Source organism: Bacillus cereus group sp. BfR-BA-01522, assembly GCF_022662635.1.
Lineage (GTDB): Bacteria > Bacillota > Bacilli > Bacillales > Bacillaceae_G > Bacillus_A > Bacillus_A cytotoxicus.
Genome location: NZ_JAKUDY010000003.1, coordinates 319,768 through 334,784 on the forward strand (window position 1 = coordinate 319,768; position 15,017 = coordinate 334,784).

The following is a 15,017-nucleotide window of genomic DNA, read 5'->3' on the forward strand; positions in this document are numbered from 1 at the left end:
CATCCAATTGGTTGTTTTCTTTTAGTTGTATCATAGTACGATAGGAATGGAAAGGGAGTTGATGATATGGAAGCTATGATTCATGGAATTATTTTAGCATTCGGACTTATTCTACCTTTAGGAGTACAAAATATATTTGTATTTTCACAAGGAGCCACACAGCCAAGATTCATTCGAGCACTTCCGGCTACTATTACGGCTGCACTATGTGACACATTTTTAATTCTTTTAGCTGTCTTTGGACTATCCGTTATCGTTTTGCAATTTCAATGGCTACGTCTTAGTCTAATGATTGTAGGAATCTTATTTTTACTCTACATGGGATATGTTATTTGGAAGTCTAAACCAACAACGAATGAATCAAACAAAGCATTATCGATTCGTCAACAAGTGATTTTTGCTTTATCAGTTTCTCTATTAAATCCTCATGCCATTTTAGATACCGTCGCTGTTATTGGAACAAGTGCATTAAAATATGCCGGAACAGAACAAATTTTTTTCGCAATTGCATGTATTACAGTATCTTGGATTTGGTTCTTTGGATTAACGCTCGCTGGTACGGTTATAAAAAATCTAGATAGTACAGGTAGTTTAATCAATATATTCAATAAATGCTCTGCCTTGTTTATTTGGGGAACTGCCGTTTATCTTTTTATCGGATTGATATAACACCTTTATATTCAAAATGAAAGGTAAGAAACGAAGAAAATAAGTAGGAGATTAAAAACGCCACTGATAGAAGCTTCTCTTTATTTCTCCCCCAAACAAAAATATAAGTCCATAAAAAAACTGCCCCCCAATTATTAGATTATGTGTCTAACAATTGGGGGGCAGTTCACAACCGCTCTTTTTTTATGGCCTTTTTATGCTACAGATCAGTCGAAATACGTGTAAAAACTATGAAATATGGATGGGACTCCTATTGAGTTTGTCTTAGCGTGGATTTTTAGGTCATTTAGTTGGCGGGTTCCTCTGCATTTAACGTAGGGTCCTTTGAAATTAGTTATATTTTTTCTTATGCCTTTTTTGATAAGTGGGTAAAAACCCTACATCTATAAGATCCATCGTTATTTGTATGAAAGATTTCTGTTTCACTATATGCCCATCCAAATTGAAACCGCTGTTTTTCCAAAATAATGTTTTTCCATTTCGTATACAAATAGAAGACAACCATATGAGCGTCTTCTATTTGTATGAACGATCATACTTAGAATGAAAGACTTGTAAGTTGGGAAGCCACACCTAAGTCATCATTTAATGTGATTGCGAAACATGCAACAAGTGGTAATGTAATCACAACAGATCCACAAGGTGTTACTATAATTGTTGGACTTGTCCCACATAAGTTTCCACAATTTACAACGGATTCTACACCATTACCAGGTGTAATGGTAATAACAAGACAGACATTAAAACAAATATTGTTTGTCGTACATGCCATAGTCTCTCCTCCTTTCTAATAACATCTATGAACACAATATGCCTTAGAAAAATTAGGGGAACGGCACAATAATCATTTTTAACAAATTAATAGAGACTGAATCTATCTCTTAATTAAAGCAACCAATTCCGTTGAATACGTGAAATCATTATTTAAAGTTGTATCAAAACAAGCTTGAAAAGGTAGAACGTTAAAATCAGATGAACAATCATCATTACATTTCACAACAAGCTCCACTCCACCATTTGGATTTGTTCTTGTTTCTAAACAGATATCAAAACAATTTTTATTTATACAAGCCAATTGATAGTCTCCTTTCTATTGTTTTTCTATATACAGATATATTATGTATTTTTATTTAAAGTGTTCATTTTCTTTTTCCTGTGCATCTTACTCATTCCATTCATACATAAATCTCATAAACTACTTTATAAAGGAGGCCTTCACAATGATTACTTATGCAAAACTGATCAATTGGAGAGAATACGGAGAGGTCATCATTTTAGAATGTTTAGCTGGCGAAGAGTATATCGAAATATCCACTTATAAAAATTATATATATAATGCTCACCTTTTAAAAGATCCAGTATACATTCGTTTAGATTCTACTGGAAGGATACTTGGAATTAATATATTGTCACCTTGATGCTTATTATCGGTAGAGTATTTGTTTATAGCTATTAATACGGTAAGTGAAATTAACTGTTTTTTCTGAACAATACGCGTATATGAGGATTGTTCAATGTACATTCTTTTCTAATTATGAATGCGCTATTTTCCTTCTAATTTCTTTACTTAATAAAAAGAAGAAATGCCTCTCACTTAACAAGTGAGAGGCATTTCGAAATCGTTTGCCTTATCTGTAACTGTTAAAATAAAAATATTGGCTTGCTGTATTATGTTAATTCTCTTCGTAGAATTTAATTGCTAATTTTTCTTCGTATTCTTGCTTGTATTCATATAATTCTTCTCTCTCAATCTTGAAGTGATGCTGATAGCCCTCATTCTTTATTTCGTTACAAATACTTTTCTTTTCGTATCATCTAATAGAAGGAAATCACTTGTTACGAGAATGCTATTATTCTCGTTTATAAAGACCTTTTAAAAGAAAATATGATTTTTCATCATAATATAATAAACAAGGGTTAAAAGAGCTAAAATTGAAAAGTTATAAATACTAAACCTTATAAGGTACTTTTTACTTTTTTGTGGATTTCTCTTAATAAAAAGTTTAAATGAAATCACACTTGCGAGGGACGCAACAATTGTACCGAGTCCTCCTAAATTGACCCCTACTAATAAAGGCTGCCAATTTACGGAGAATTTCGATAAAAAGATTGCAGCTGGTACATTGCTTACCAGTTGGCTTAAAATAATCGAACTGAAAAAGATAGATGTGGGACTTTTGAGAGTCTCACTTGCAAATGTTTGAACCACTCTTAATTCCGATACGTTTCCTATAAATATAAAAAAACATATAAAAGTAAAAAGCAGTAAATAATCAATTTTCTTCAATAATTTTATATCAAGTATACATGCGGTTCCCAATGCGATAATAAACGCAAGTTTGTAGCTTAAAAATCCTAATATGGATGCAGATATGATACAAAATAGGATTCCCCATACTGTTGCCTCTTTTTTATTTTTTATCGAAATAGACGGAAGTTCTATTTCCAATGGTTGGCTTTTCAATCTTTGATTAAGAAATAATAACAGAACAATTCCAAGAACCACTAATAGAAGGATTGTTGTAAAAAATTCTATAGGCCTGATTCCGTAGTTAGTAAATATAAAAAGATTTTGAGGATTTCCCATAGGAGTTAAGCTACTCCCGATGTTAGCCGCAATTGTCTCTAGTATAATAGTATCCAACATAGAAGTTTGTATCATCTTACTGATTATAAGTGTTAATGGTACAAATGTTATTAATGCCACATCATTCGTTACAAGCATGGAACTAAAAAAGCATAATAAAATTAGGATTGTTGAAACACTTTTACTATTATGACATTTACTCAATATAGCAATGGCGAACTTATCTAATAGTTTCAGATCGTCCAGAGCCTTAACTACGAGCATAAGATTAAATAGACTGACTAATACTTTAAAATTAATATATTCTAGTTTTGGTGCATGGAATAAACAGCTTCCGATTGCTAATAAGAATGATATCGTAAATACAATATCTTTTTTAAAAATTGTAAATTTCAAGTTCACTTTTTTTTCGTTTTTCACATAAATATATCCTTTCGTCAATCCCCACTTCAGTACTATTTATTTTACCACAGACCTATGTTTCTTGCATTTGACACCTCCATGCACTTAAAAGCACCATCATATGCCATTCATACAGTACTTATAACGATCAAACTGAATAAAGACTCTAAAAATACTGTTAAAAACTGTCTTATAAGTCATCTTTCATATATAGAATTCTAATTATTACTTAAAAACATTCATTGTAACCTTTGCTTTTACTTGCAATGGTTCATCTATAAGGAGTTTTTCATTTGCAAGACTTAAACTTACCATTCCAACACACATCCCTATTTTTAGTAGCTTTGTACTTTTCAAAATGATCAGTCCTTTCATATTTTTAATGAAGTGTAGCGCTTTAAAAAGAAGATGTATTCTTCATATGAAAAATTTATGTCATGTTATTATTTTTGCTTTCGCATGAAAATTCTCTAATTCAACAGATTTATATTTAATTGATTCCGAAACAAGGTTTTTGGCGCCATGAGGCTGAAACTCTATACCGTCACCATTTGCAGACGTGTTTTATTGTATGTGGCGTACTATCATATACCTATCCATTTAATATTTTGAACGAATCTCTTATTTTATTGTTTGTTGATCCACCAAAAATATAAACAGGAAATCTATTATACTTATCGAATATTTTAATTTGATTATATAAAATAAGAGGTGAGCAATGAAAGAACTACCAGTTACAATTCATTTAGATCATGTTACGTTTCAATTAAAAGAGCATCAAGATTTTGAGTGGCTGACAAAACTAGGAAAAGTGTTTGCTGTATTTGATAAGCAAGACTCCGGAAATCTATCTTTTGGTATAGAACAAGATGGCTTGAAATCGTTTGTTAAATTCGCTGGTGCGAAACCGATGAATTACGAAGGAAATCCTAACGATGCGGTTCTATGTTTAAAACAAGCTGTTTCCCTTTATCAAGAGCTCAAACATCGCCATCTCATTCCATTAAAAGATCATTTTGAAGTAAACAATGGATATGTCGCTATTTTTGAATGGTTTCACGGAGAATCACTAAGACCCAAATTACAAAATCAACTTAACCTCGCTTCTTCTTTTGAACGTTATAAGCAGTTACCGATTGAAAAGCGTCTTACTTCTATAGATTGTATTTTTAATTTTCATGTACATGTTGAACAAAGAAACTATGTCGCTATTGATTTCTATGATGGAAGCATTTTATATGATTTTACAGCCAATACAACTAAAATTTGTGATATTGATCTTTATGCGCAACAACCTTATGTAAATTTCATGGGAAGAATGTGGGGCTCTTCACGATTTATGTCACCTGAAGAATTTGAATTAGGCGCACAAATTGATGTGAAAACAAATGTATTTAACATGGGGGCAATGGCCTTCTTTCTTTTAGGTGGTGGCTTGAATCGATCGTTTGCAAAATGGGAGGCTGGAAAACCTTTATATGATGTAGCCTATCGCGCCGTAGAAAGCGATAGGAATAAACGCTATACATCGGTAAAAGCGTTTTATGAAGCATGGTGCTCTGTATGGTAACCTCCCTATTTCGTTACAATCTTTCATAAAATATAACAAAAAGGAGCTACTAGGCTCCTTTTTTGTTTGTACTCATACGAATACGTTACATAGTTTTTTCTTTTACACATATTTGTGAAATTGCATTAAAAATTAATATCCTCCGCCCCAGCAGCTGCATCCAACAATAATCAATAAAATGAATAATACAACTAATAAAGCGAATCCTCCACCAAAACCACAAGAACCACCGTAACTCATATTTTTTCCTCCTTTTGGTTTCAAAACTAATAGGTAGTTGATTATTTTAACGGGTTCGTATTATACAGTATGTTTTTATCCATGTTTTGAGCGTGTCTCATTGAAATAAACGAAAACTTTCTTCTAAATTAGGCTAATGGCACCCCCCCTCTTTTCCTTTAAATAGGCAGAAAAAAACTAGACCGACTATCACAACCGTAGGTTCCGTTTTAACACTAAATTTTGTAAGTTTTTTGCACAAGTCTTATCAAAAATTTCATACTACTAAAGCCACTGGCCTAGCTCACCAATTATAATTTAGAAAAGAATTTTTAAACCATTGTATTCTTATCGGAATTATGGAATAATGAATTAAAACTACTGTAACGGGGGAATAGATTATGAAAACAATTGGGTTAATCGGTGGGTTAAGTTGGGAGTCAACATCTTTATATTATAAACATATCAATACGCTTGCACTTACCCAATATAATCAAAATGCAAAACTCGTTTTATACAGCATGGATTTTGGGGAAATCACAACATTATTGCAAAATCATCAATATGAGGAAGTGAAACATGAATTAATTGATGTAGCGAAGAAAGTGGAAAGCTCCGGCGCTGACTGTATACTCATGTGTTCCAATACTGTTCATCAATTTGCAGATGAAGTAGAAAAAGCTGTATCTATCCCTCTCCTCCATATAGGTGATGTAAGTGCAGAAAAAATTGTGAAACAGCAGATTAAGCGCATCGGTCTTCTCGGAACAAAGCAAACAATGGAAAAAGATTTTTATAAAGCAAGGTTAGCTAATTATGGGATTGAAACAATGATTCCTCATAAAGATGAACGAAACTTGATCCATCATATTATTTTAAATGAGTTAAGTAAAGGGATCCTTTCACCGCAATCAAAAGAAATATTGTTACAAATTGCAACGACACTAATTGGAAACGGAGCTGAAGGTATTTTATTAGGATGTACAGAAATTCCTTTACTGCTCTCGCAAAAAGATCTCCCTATTCCCGTGTTTGATACAGCTTATCTACATGCAGAAACTGCTGTGCAATTTGCGGGGTAACATCTTTCATGCGTATATGGAACATGTCAATGATTCACAATATACTATCTTCTCATCTCATTTCATATGGAAGAATTATTTTTGTTTTTAAAATAAGTACATGAAGAATAAAAATATTATTCTTCATGTACTTAAAGATTTACCCATTTGCTACTTGTTTTTGTTCCATTTGTTTCTTATCAGAACGTATCAAAATAGGTACGACAGCACTTGCTATAACAAATAGTGCACCTGTAAACTGAATAAAAGATGGAATGCTATCATTAAATAATACGTCTAAAAATAAAGAAAACAAAATATTTAAATATAAAAGTGTAGATAACTTTGATATTCGTGGTGTTAATTTATATGCTATTCCTCTGAACCATTGATTTCCGATACTACCTGCTGCCATTAAAATCAAAAATAATAGTACAATTGGGCTCGATATCAATACTTCTTCATAATTCGTCTTCGTAAAACAGATTGATAAAAATGCAGATAAAATACTACCATATAAATAAGTGTAAGTCATGATAGAAAGGTTATCATCAGTTTGTGCACTTCTATGTAAGAATATTTGCGAAAAAGCTAGCGAAATTCCAGAAAGTACACCTATTCCTAAATAAAATAGAGATTTAAAATCAATCCCACCTGTTTTCAATATAAGAAACACTCCTAAAAACCCGAAAATTGAGGCTATCATTTCCATTCTTGTCGCACGTTTTGTTTTGGAGAAGAGTGTAAAGAGACAAATAAAAATAGGTCCTGTATTATATAAAACCATAGCTATAAACAGGGAACTATTAGCTGCACATAGAAAAAATAACGCTTGAGAAAGAGTAATGGAAAACGCTCGCGGTAATTGCTTATAACTATTCAACCAAAACGCTTTTCTTTGTATCCGATTCACAATAAAAGGAATTAAGAAAAGAAACGGAATAAAAAATCTTGCTGTTAAAGTTAAAAAGAAATCTCCAGAAAAAATAGCATGTTCTGCGAAAAAACCAGACAGCGAAAAACTGAAACCTGAAAGAATCATATAAAATGATGCTTTCTTCATATTGTCCACTAATAAAGAACCTCCAATCTAGTAAATAGATAGACCGAGAAATATTCTTTTTGATTTCTCGGTCTTGTAGGCATACCCCAAAGACAGTGTCTAAAGCATGAGAGTAGATGCATAAAATGAACTTTCATACTCTTTCTTCTTTTCACAAATCAGCCTTCCGCTTGTTTGTTTCTTTCCAACGCTACATTTTTATGTGAAACTTTTGTTTTGGAATGATTATCATTTATGATAATACCAATTCTCCTTTAAAAATTAACCGCGCAGTACGAGTAATACTAGATTGTTTAATAGAATACTTTCCATTTGATTCCACTACAATTGACTCTGTTTGAATTTGACCTGCTGGATGTTCAATAATTATTGGATTCGATTCTTCCACTTTATATGAACCACTCTTCTTTACAATATGATTAGCAGTTGTTCCATTAATCTTTATTGCCGCAGAAAGCGCCAGCGATCCTGTTACAGCATGTGTACTATGACATTGATGTGGAATAAAATATCGTGATGTTATCGTACCGGACTTTCTAGGTCTTGAGACAATTGCTATTTTAGGAATTACTTTATTAGACACATTCCCTAAATTCGCAAGTGCAGCTACTTTTTTTCGAATCATATCAATTTTATTTAAAAACATTGTATTAGAATTCAGTAATTCAGGGCTTTCATCTCCCTCAATACCAAGTTCAGTCGCTTGAATAATAATTAAAGGGACTGAAACATCTATACAAGACACATTGATGCCTTCAATCACATCCATCTTGGATCCTGTAGGAAAAAGCTTTCCTGTAACAGATCCAACTGAATTCATAAAGTTCAGTCGAATTGGGGCGCCAGTTCCTGGAACACCATCAATTTTCACATCTCCACTATACAGTACATTTCCATTTTCAGTAAGAATCTTCGACTCCACGATAGCATTTGTATTTACATTTCTAATGGTAACTGTCATTTCACCAGATTCGGCCTTTATTACACCACTTTCAATTGCATAGGGTGCCACAGCTGAAATAATATTACCGCAGTTTACACTATCATCTAATACCATTTTCTTTAAATCTGCCTGCAAGAATAAATAGTCAATATCGATTCCTGGATCAGTTGATTTACGAATAATAGCAATTTTATTGGATAAAGGATCTAGTGACCCCATTCCATCAACGCCGCGAGCATTTCCAGCTCCTAACACTTTTAAAATTACCTCATTCCTCAATCGCTTATTTGAAGGTAAGTGTTTATCTAAAAAAAATAATCCTTTTGATGTTCCTCCACGCATTACAAAACAAGGTATTTTCATTATAGACATCTCCTTTATAAAAATAACTTTAGTACTTTACATAAAAATAAATAGATATAATATACCAACTATTTATTTTGTGCTGATATGTTTCCTAGTCAAAGAAAAAAATATGATTCTCCAAATATATAAACCTCCTATTTTGTTTATCATTTTTAATAAATAGAAAAAAATAACTTTTATGTAAAACACCCCCTAACTTTATTATGTATTCTAGCAAGAAAGAGAATAATAATTAATATCATTTCTTGTATAAAAACATGTTCTAAAATTCGGAACATTGATGATAAAAAATCACATCGTCCTCTCATATGCATGACAATGTGCTTTCGGGAACTTTATGACAAGCAAATAAAAAATCACCCTAATCCATTCTTAAAAATCATAAACGGTTAGAGTGATTATATATTTTTAAAAATAACTTGATATTGTTGCATTTGTTAATTATGAATTCGCTATAGTAACGGGACGTTCATTGTCAGAAAGAGATTTCTCTTGTTGGAACATTGGTAAATAAATCGTAACAGATGTTCCAACGCCAACTTTACTCATAATACTAATTCTTCCTTGATGTTGTTCAATAATTTTATAGCTTAACATTAAACCAATTCCAGTGCCTTTTTCTTTTGTACTATAGAATGGTTCTCCTAACCTTTTAATACGTTCTTCCGGTATACCAATTCCCTCGTCTACTAAATCAATTATCACTTCATTTATTCTATTCGTTTTCATATGAATAAAGATTTTACCACCATCTGGCATCGCCTCGATTGAATTCTGTAAAATGTTAATAAATACTTGTTTTAATTGATTTTCACAGCACTCAATTACTAATTCTTTTGATTCCGATATAATTTCAATTTGAATATTTGTCATAATTGCTTTTGTATTAATTAGTGAAACAACATTTTTCATGATAGAATAAAGATTTTTCTTTTCTGTAGGAATTATATCTGTTTTAGCGATTGATAAAAATTCGTGAAGAATAGACTCAATTCGTTCAATCTCTGAAAGCATAAGGTCAAAGTATTTCCCTTGATCTTCTTTATTTATTTGAAAGAGCTGAATAAATCCCTTAATTACCGTTAATGGATTTCGCACCTCATGTGCTACTCCTGCAGCTAATTGTCCAATTGCTGCAAGCGTATCTGATTTATTTAATAACTCTTCTGTTTTTTTTCTTTCAGTAATATCACGAACAATAATCATAATTCTATCTTTCAATAGTAGAAAACATCTAGCTTCAAAAAAGCTTATGCTTCCTTTCAAAGAAAGGGAATACTCTACAATAACCATCGATTCTGTTTTCTGCACCTGATCGATAGCTTCTTGGAACTGTTGTGCCACAGGAGATGGCAAAACTTCATAAAACTTTTTCCCCATAAAATCTTCTGCTGGTACATAAAATTTCGTAGGTGAACCGGCTTTATAATCTATAATCGTTCCATCAGCTTCTGTTAAAAAGCATAAATCTGGTAGCGCTTGAAAAATGAGCTCCAATTCGGATGTCTGTTCTTTTAACTGGGCTTCGATCTTTTTTAAATGGGTAATATCGACCCCAACAGCCCAGTAACTAAATCCAGAAACCGGAAAGCGATTGGATATATTAGACCACATAATGGTTTTCTGCTCGCCATTTTTACAAGTTAAGTTCATTTCCCAATCTCGAAAATCTCTTCCGTAAACGGCAAACTTTTCTTGGATTTGTCGACGATAGTTTGCATCTGGATATAATAATTCAAGAGCTTTTGGATTCCCGATCATTTCTTCTGCTGTGTAACCCGTTACACTCTCGCATTCACGATTCCATAAAATAAATTCACCATCAAGGTCAAGAGCATCAACCATAACAGGCATATTTTGTAAAACGGTATATAATTGCTCTTTCTCCTTTGCAAGCAATTGTAAATTTTGATTTTGGTTTTGAAGTTGAGTTCTCGCATGATTTACAATAAGACTGGAAAGTGTTTCGAAATATTTTTGACAATAAACCATATCCTTTTTTATAGGACAAGCAATAAAAGCCCCTAAATATTGCTCGTCTAAAAAAATGGGAATTTCAATCGTAGTCAATCTATAATCTATTTCTTGATCTATACCGAATGAAAAAATACATTCTCTTTCAGCATCAAGAAGTTGGTGTGCCATATTTGTTAATTTATAAAACTGTTCCGCCATTATTTTTATTGTGTTCACATCAATGAGTTCCATTAGCCGAGCACTCATTCCTTTTTCACCTCTATATGTAAATTTAATACCAATTTTTAACGCATGCTTCTTCATTATACGGATAATAGCCGTTTAGGTATAGAGCAGAAGTGTAATTATTCAAATAAATTTTTATTTTTTAATAAGAATATCCAAACTACTAATGAAGTGAATGCAAAATTCACAAAATTTCCACAAATAATCCCCAAAATATATACATCAATTCCAAAATATTCTATATAATATTTGTCATAAGGATTCTATAAGTCTCATAGAATACCTTACCCCTAATAAAAAACAAAAAAGAATCCGAATTCGGATTCTTTTTTGTTCCAATTATGATCCTTTTATGCTATTACATAATGGTATAAAGCATGTGCAACACCGTGCTCTTCATTTGTTAATGTTTCATAGTGACACATTGCTTTTAACTCATTAACAGCATTCCCCATTGCAATGGATACGTTGGCTTTTTGCATCATGGAAACATCATTTAGTCCATCACCAATGGCTACTGTGTTTTCAAATGGAATATTAAAATATTCCGCTAAAGTATATAATCCATTTCCCTTTTGAGCATCACAGTGATTAATCTCTAAATTATGCCAATAAGAAGCAGAAATAATTAACTCGCTGTTATGCTGGAACTTTTCTTTTAACCTTTTTAATTTCTGTTGATCATAAGAGAAAGGTAAAAATTTATGCACATATAATTCTTTATTTATAATCGACTTACAACTCTCTATACTATGAAACGCTGTATGTTCAAGGTAAAGTGCTGCAATGTTTTCCACCTCTTCTTCACTAATGTTTATATCTAGATTCCGAATCACTTCCATTTCTTTACGTATATTTTCTTCACCATACTTTGGTACGTATACACCTTTATCCGTATATAATTGATAATACATACCTTTCTCCTCCAAATATTCTACAATGTCAAGTGCGTGTTCATTTTGTATAGCGTATCTTTTCAACATTGTTTTATCTTTATAAATAACTGCACCATTTTCTGCGATAATTGGGCATTGTAAGTTTACTTCTTGTAACAGTCGTTCAATGTCAACGCTAGAACGTCCGGTACAAATAGCTACAACATGCCCTTCTTCTTGACATTTTCGAATCGCTTCTGCATTTTCTTTACTAATCATTTTATTTTTCGAAAGAAGCGTTCCATCTAAATCAATCGCAATAAGTTTCATTATTTCTTCACCACTTTCTAGGAATCAGCGAAAAGATAGGGAGATATCGTTTCCATATCTAACGCAGTAACTACCTCTCAGTTATAATTTATGAAAAGCGTTTCAGGTCAAGAAATATTTCAATATCAATTCAAAATAAAAACGCCATCTCCCCTCCTAAAAAAAAGATAGCGCTTTCATTTTTGGGTTAAATTCCTTACAACTGTTATGAGCTATATTGAATATACTTCATCTTACACCTATATATATCTTTTCTTTCAGTTGGTATAAATACTTTAAATTTCTCCAGTTTCTTTCCATAAATATGGATGGTAATAACTTGTTCATTCGGCTCGATTTCAAGGATATGACAATCAGCTGGAGGAATGATTTTATCCGTTTTCCCTTCCCCTAAATATAAATGACCTAAATATTTCAATTGAAAAATTGATTCTTCTAATTGCTTAATTTTTAAAAAATTTTTCACCTTAATTCGTCCAGAAAAAACTCCTTCTACTCCCCAAGTACCATCATGATCATGTAATGGTGTTGCTTGTCCGTCTCTCCATACAAGCGCAAGCACTTCAAAACGATCTAATGGATCTTTATATAATAAATGACGCGCATATTGATTCCTATTTGCTTTCTGTTTTTCTAACGGGAGCCATGCTTTTGTCTCTAAAAGTTTTTCTAAAAGTTTCTCAATTGTACAAACTATCGTTTCTTCATTTTTACTATTTTCAATGCTGGCTGTTACATTATGAATAAACTGTTGAAAGAGCTCGCTTTTTCGACACGTTAACATTAATATCCTCCTTTACACGATTTGATTTAGCTATACTTTCATCGTACGAGAGAAACCATTTATTTACAATTGAGAAACATAAAAAACAAAGAGAGTTTCTCCTGACCTTGTTTTTGGGATTTTTATTTTAGCACTCATGGAAGATGATTTCATGAATAAAAAAGTAGTATGAACGAAAAGAAAAATAAGAAACAATGAATGAAAATGAAATTTATTATCAATAATATAATTAAGAAAAGGGTAACCGCCATATGGTTACCCGAAAAAAAATTAAGCTTCTGGTGTGAAAGTTTTACAATCCGTTTCTTCTGTTTTCGAGGCTTGCTTTCCTTTATGACTTACTACATAAATTGCATCGGCATTACATTTGTTACCGTTGCCCCAATATTTACAGTTGTTTACTTCGCATAAAACATCTTGTGCCATCAGTATCACACCTCCTTATGCTTTTATCATTAACAAATTTATGAGGTCTGATACTTCTACTTTTTGTTAGAATTATGATTCTTGTTGGATAGCACTTCCTTCTTTCGCTGGTTGATTTTCAGCCCTTACGGCAGGTTTTAAATGATAAATTGGTAAAATCACAAATAACCCAACGATAAATAATACCGCTGTTCCTTCATAAAGCATACTAAGTGAAAACATTTCTTTTAACGAACCCGCTATACTCATCGTTAATACCATTGATCCTGTAAATAGTGGACTTAAGATTCCATTTACACGTCCAATAAAGTCTGTATCAGAGTTTTGAATGATAAGTGTATTAATGCCAATTTGAATACAAGGAAGAGCGAGACCACTAAACAACTGTGCCGTAAGTGTAATCCATAAGTTTGTAGAGAATCCAATTACCCCGATGCCGATTGCTTGTGCAAGCAACCCGATCATTAACATCTTTTGCGGCGCAACGTTTTTGGCAAATATCATTGCTAAGGCACCTCCAATGATCATACCGGCTCCGTTTACCGTCAATAACCATTGTAAACTTTCCTTAGATAAACCAAGTTGCTCTGTCACGATAAAGATTCCTAATGGTTGAATAAGACCAATCCCTAATCCTGCAGCCATAAAACAAATACCCAGTAACGTTAATGCTTTCTTACCTAACACATACTTAATACCATCTGCCATTTCTTGCAGTAAACTCACTTGCTTCTTTTCCGCATGCATCTCCACATCTTTTGGCAAAAACAATAAAACAATAGCCGCAAGTAAAAAAGCAACTCCTGTTACGACAATTGAAATATAAATACCAAAGCTTTGAAAAACAAAAGTGCCAAGTATAGGTCCGAGTATCATAAATATCGCAAAAGTCGTTTGATATAACGACATGGCTAATTGTATCTCTTCTGCTGATAAATGTTGCTTGAATAATTTCATACCAGAAGGCTGAGAAAATTGCGAAAGAATCGCTGAGATTAAAGTAACGAAGAAAACGACTTTCCATGTGCCAAACATGAGTGTGAGAAGGACTGCAAATACAGATAAAGAGCTTAAAGCTTCGCACCAAATCATCGTTTTTCGTGGTTTCCACCGATCTGCAAATGTTCCTCCAATAAATGAAAAAATAAAAATAGGTGCAAACTCCGCAACTGAAATCATAGAAATTGCAAACGCATTTCCTTTTGTCATTTCCATGACATATAGTAATACCGCAAAATTCCGAACCCATATCCCGATTTGTAAACATAGTGCCGAGATAAGAATTCCTTGCACAAATCGATTTTTTAATACTTGCGACATGCCAACTTTTAGATTTGTTTCTGCACTTACTGACATAAAAAAGCCCCCTATTTTCGTTCTGAATAAGAGGCAGTACAAATCATATGAAAAAGACCGTACATTCGCAGTGCGAATCACATCCCTTTTATACAAAAATGTACATACTAATCCTATTCAGAAGAAGATTTCGTTTTTTAACGAAGATTTCCTAACAAATAGAA

At 32.5% G+C, this 15,017-nt stretch carries 15 protein-coding genes; 4 read left to right on the plus strand and 11 right to left on the minus strand.

Features of this window, described 5'->3' with window-relative positions:
- Nucleotides 1-66 precede the first annotated feature (66 nt).
- Nucleotides 67-669 (plus strand): LysE/ArgO family amino acid transporter, encoded by a 603-nt coding sequence (locus MR059_RS06670; protein WP_012094352.1) that lies wholly within the window; start codon nt 67-69, stop codon nt 667-669.
- Between the two features lie 538 nt (nt 670-1,207).
- Here the strand turns inward: MR059_RS06670 and MR059_RS06675 are convergent.
- Both MR059_RS06675 and MR059_RS06680 read right to left on the minus strand, forming a co-directional pair.
- Nucleotides 1,208-1,441: a hypothetical protein gene (locus tag MR059_RS06675; RefSeq protein WP_087094958.1), complete on the minus strand. Its 234-nt coding sequence runs from the start codon at nt 1,439-1,441 to the stop codon at nt 1,208-1,210.
- A 102-nt stretch (nt 1,442-1,543) separates the two neighbouring features.
- Nucleotides 1,544-1,744 carry a hypothetical protein gene (locus MR059_RS06680; protein ID WP_041809739.1) on the minus strand — a complete coding sequence of 67 codons (201 nt, stop codon included), beginning with the start codon at nt 1,742-1,744 and terminating at the stop codon, nt 1,544-1,546.
- 145 nt (nt 1,745-1,889) lie between these two features.
- On the opposite strand from MR059_RS06680, the gene MR059_RS06685 reads away from it, so the two are divergent.
- A complete protein-coding gene (locus MR059_RS06685) occupies nt 1,890-2,087 on the plus strand; it encodes a hypothetical protein (RefSeq protein ID WP_012094354.1) in 198 nt (65 codons plus the stop codon).
- Between the two features lie 455 nt (nt 2,088-2,542).
- Here the strand turns inward: MR059_RS06685 and MR059_RS06695 are convergent, their stop codons facing one another.
- Complete coding sequence (locus MR059_RS06695; RefSeq protein WP_375364807.1) at nt 2,543-3,676, minus strand: SLC13 family permease; 1,134 nt, start codon at nt 3,674-3,676, stop codon at nt 2,543-2,545.
- Between the two features lie 700 nt (nt 3,677-4,376).
- Here MR059_RS06695 and MR059_RS06700 point away from each other — a divergent pair.
- Nucleotides 4,377-5,228, plus strand: coding sequence for a protein kinase family protein (locus tag MR059_RS06700; RefSeq protein WP_242161661.1), 852 nt, complete (start codon nt 4,377-4,379; stop codon nt 5,226-5,228).
- A gap of 132 nt (nt 5,229-5,360) precedes the next feature.
- Here the strand turns inward: MR059_RS06700 and MR059_RS06705 are convergent, their stop codons facing one another.
- Entirely contained in the window at nt 5,361-5,468 is a 108-nt protein-coding gene (locus MR059_RS06705; protein ID WP_000120182.1) for a YjcZ family sporulation protein, read from the minus strand.
- A 380-nt stretch (nt 5,469-5,848) separates the two neighbouring features.
- Here MR059_RS06705 and MR059_RS06710 point away from each other — a divergent pair, with 380 nt between their 5' ends.
- Complete coding sequence (locus tag MR059_RS06710; RefSeq protein ID WP_012094358.1) at nt 5,849-6,529, plus strand: aspartate/glutamate racemase family protein; 681 nt, start codon at nt 5,849-5,851, stop codon at nt 6,527-6,529.
- Nucleotides 6,530-6,668: 139 nt separating this feature from the next.
- On the opposite strand, the gene MR059_RS06715 is transcribed toward MR059_RS06710, so the two are convergent.
- The 7 genes from MR059_RS06715 to MR059_RS06745 form a co-directional block, all read right to left on the minus strand.
- Nucleotides 6,669-7,571: a DMT family transporter gene (locus MR059_RS06715; protein WP_242161686.1), complete on the minus strand. Its 903-nt coding sequence runs from the start codon at nt 7,569-7,571 to the stop codon at nt 6,669-6,671.
- 232 nt (nt 7,572-7,803) lie between these two features.
- Nucleotides 7,804-8,877, minus strand: coding sequence for a 2-methylaconitate cis-trans isomerase PrpF family protein (locus tag MR059_RS06720; RefSeq protein ID WP_087094962.1), 1,074 nt, complete (start codon nt 8,875-8,877; stop codon nt 7,804-7,806).
- 444 nt (nt 8,878-9,321) lie between these two features.
- A complete protein-coding gene (locus MR059_RS06725; protein ID WP_242161662.1) occupies nt 9,322-11,103 on the minus strand; it encodes a PAS domain-containing sensor histidine kinase in 1,782 nt (593 codons plus the stop codon).
- Nucleotides 11,104-11,432: 329 nt separating this feature from the next.
- On the minus strand, nt 11,433-12,287 hold the full coding sequence (locus tag MR059_RS06730; RefSeq protein ID WP_242161663.1) for a Cof-type HAD-IIB family hydrolase: 855 nt from the start codon (nt 12,285-12,287) through the stop codon (nt 11,433-11,435).
- A 205-nt stretch (nt 12,288-12,492) separates the two neighbouring features.
- Complete coding sequence (locus MR059_RS06735; RefSeq protein WP_012094363.1) at nt 12,493-13,071, minus strand: cysteine dioxygenase family protein; 579 nt, start codon at nt 13,069-13,071, stop codon at nt 12,493-12,495.
- A 270-nt stretch (nt 13,072-13,341) separates the two neighbouring features.
- On the minus strand, nt 13,342-13,497 hold the full coding sequence (locus MR059_RS06740; protein WP_012094364.1) for a DUF1540 domain-containing protein: 156 nt from the start codon (nt 13,495-13,497) through the stop codon (nt 13,342-13,344).
- A gap of 72 nt (nt 13,498-13,569) precedes the next feature.
- Nucleotides 13,570-14,853 (minus strand): MFS transporter, encoded by a 1,284-nt coding sequence (locus MR059_RS06745; RefSeq protein WP_242161664.1) that lies wholly within the window; start codon nt 14,851-14,853, stop codon nt 13,570-13,572.
- Nucleotides 14,854-15,017: the final 164 nt, after the last annotated feature.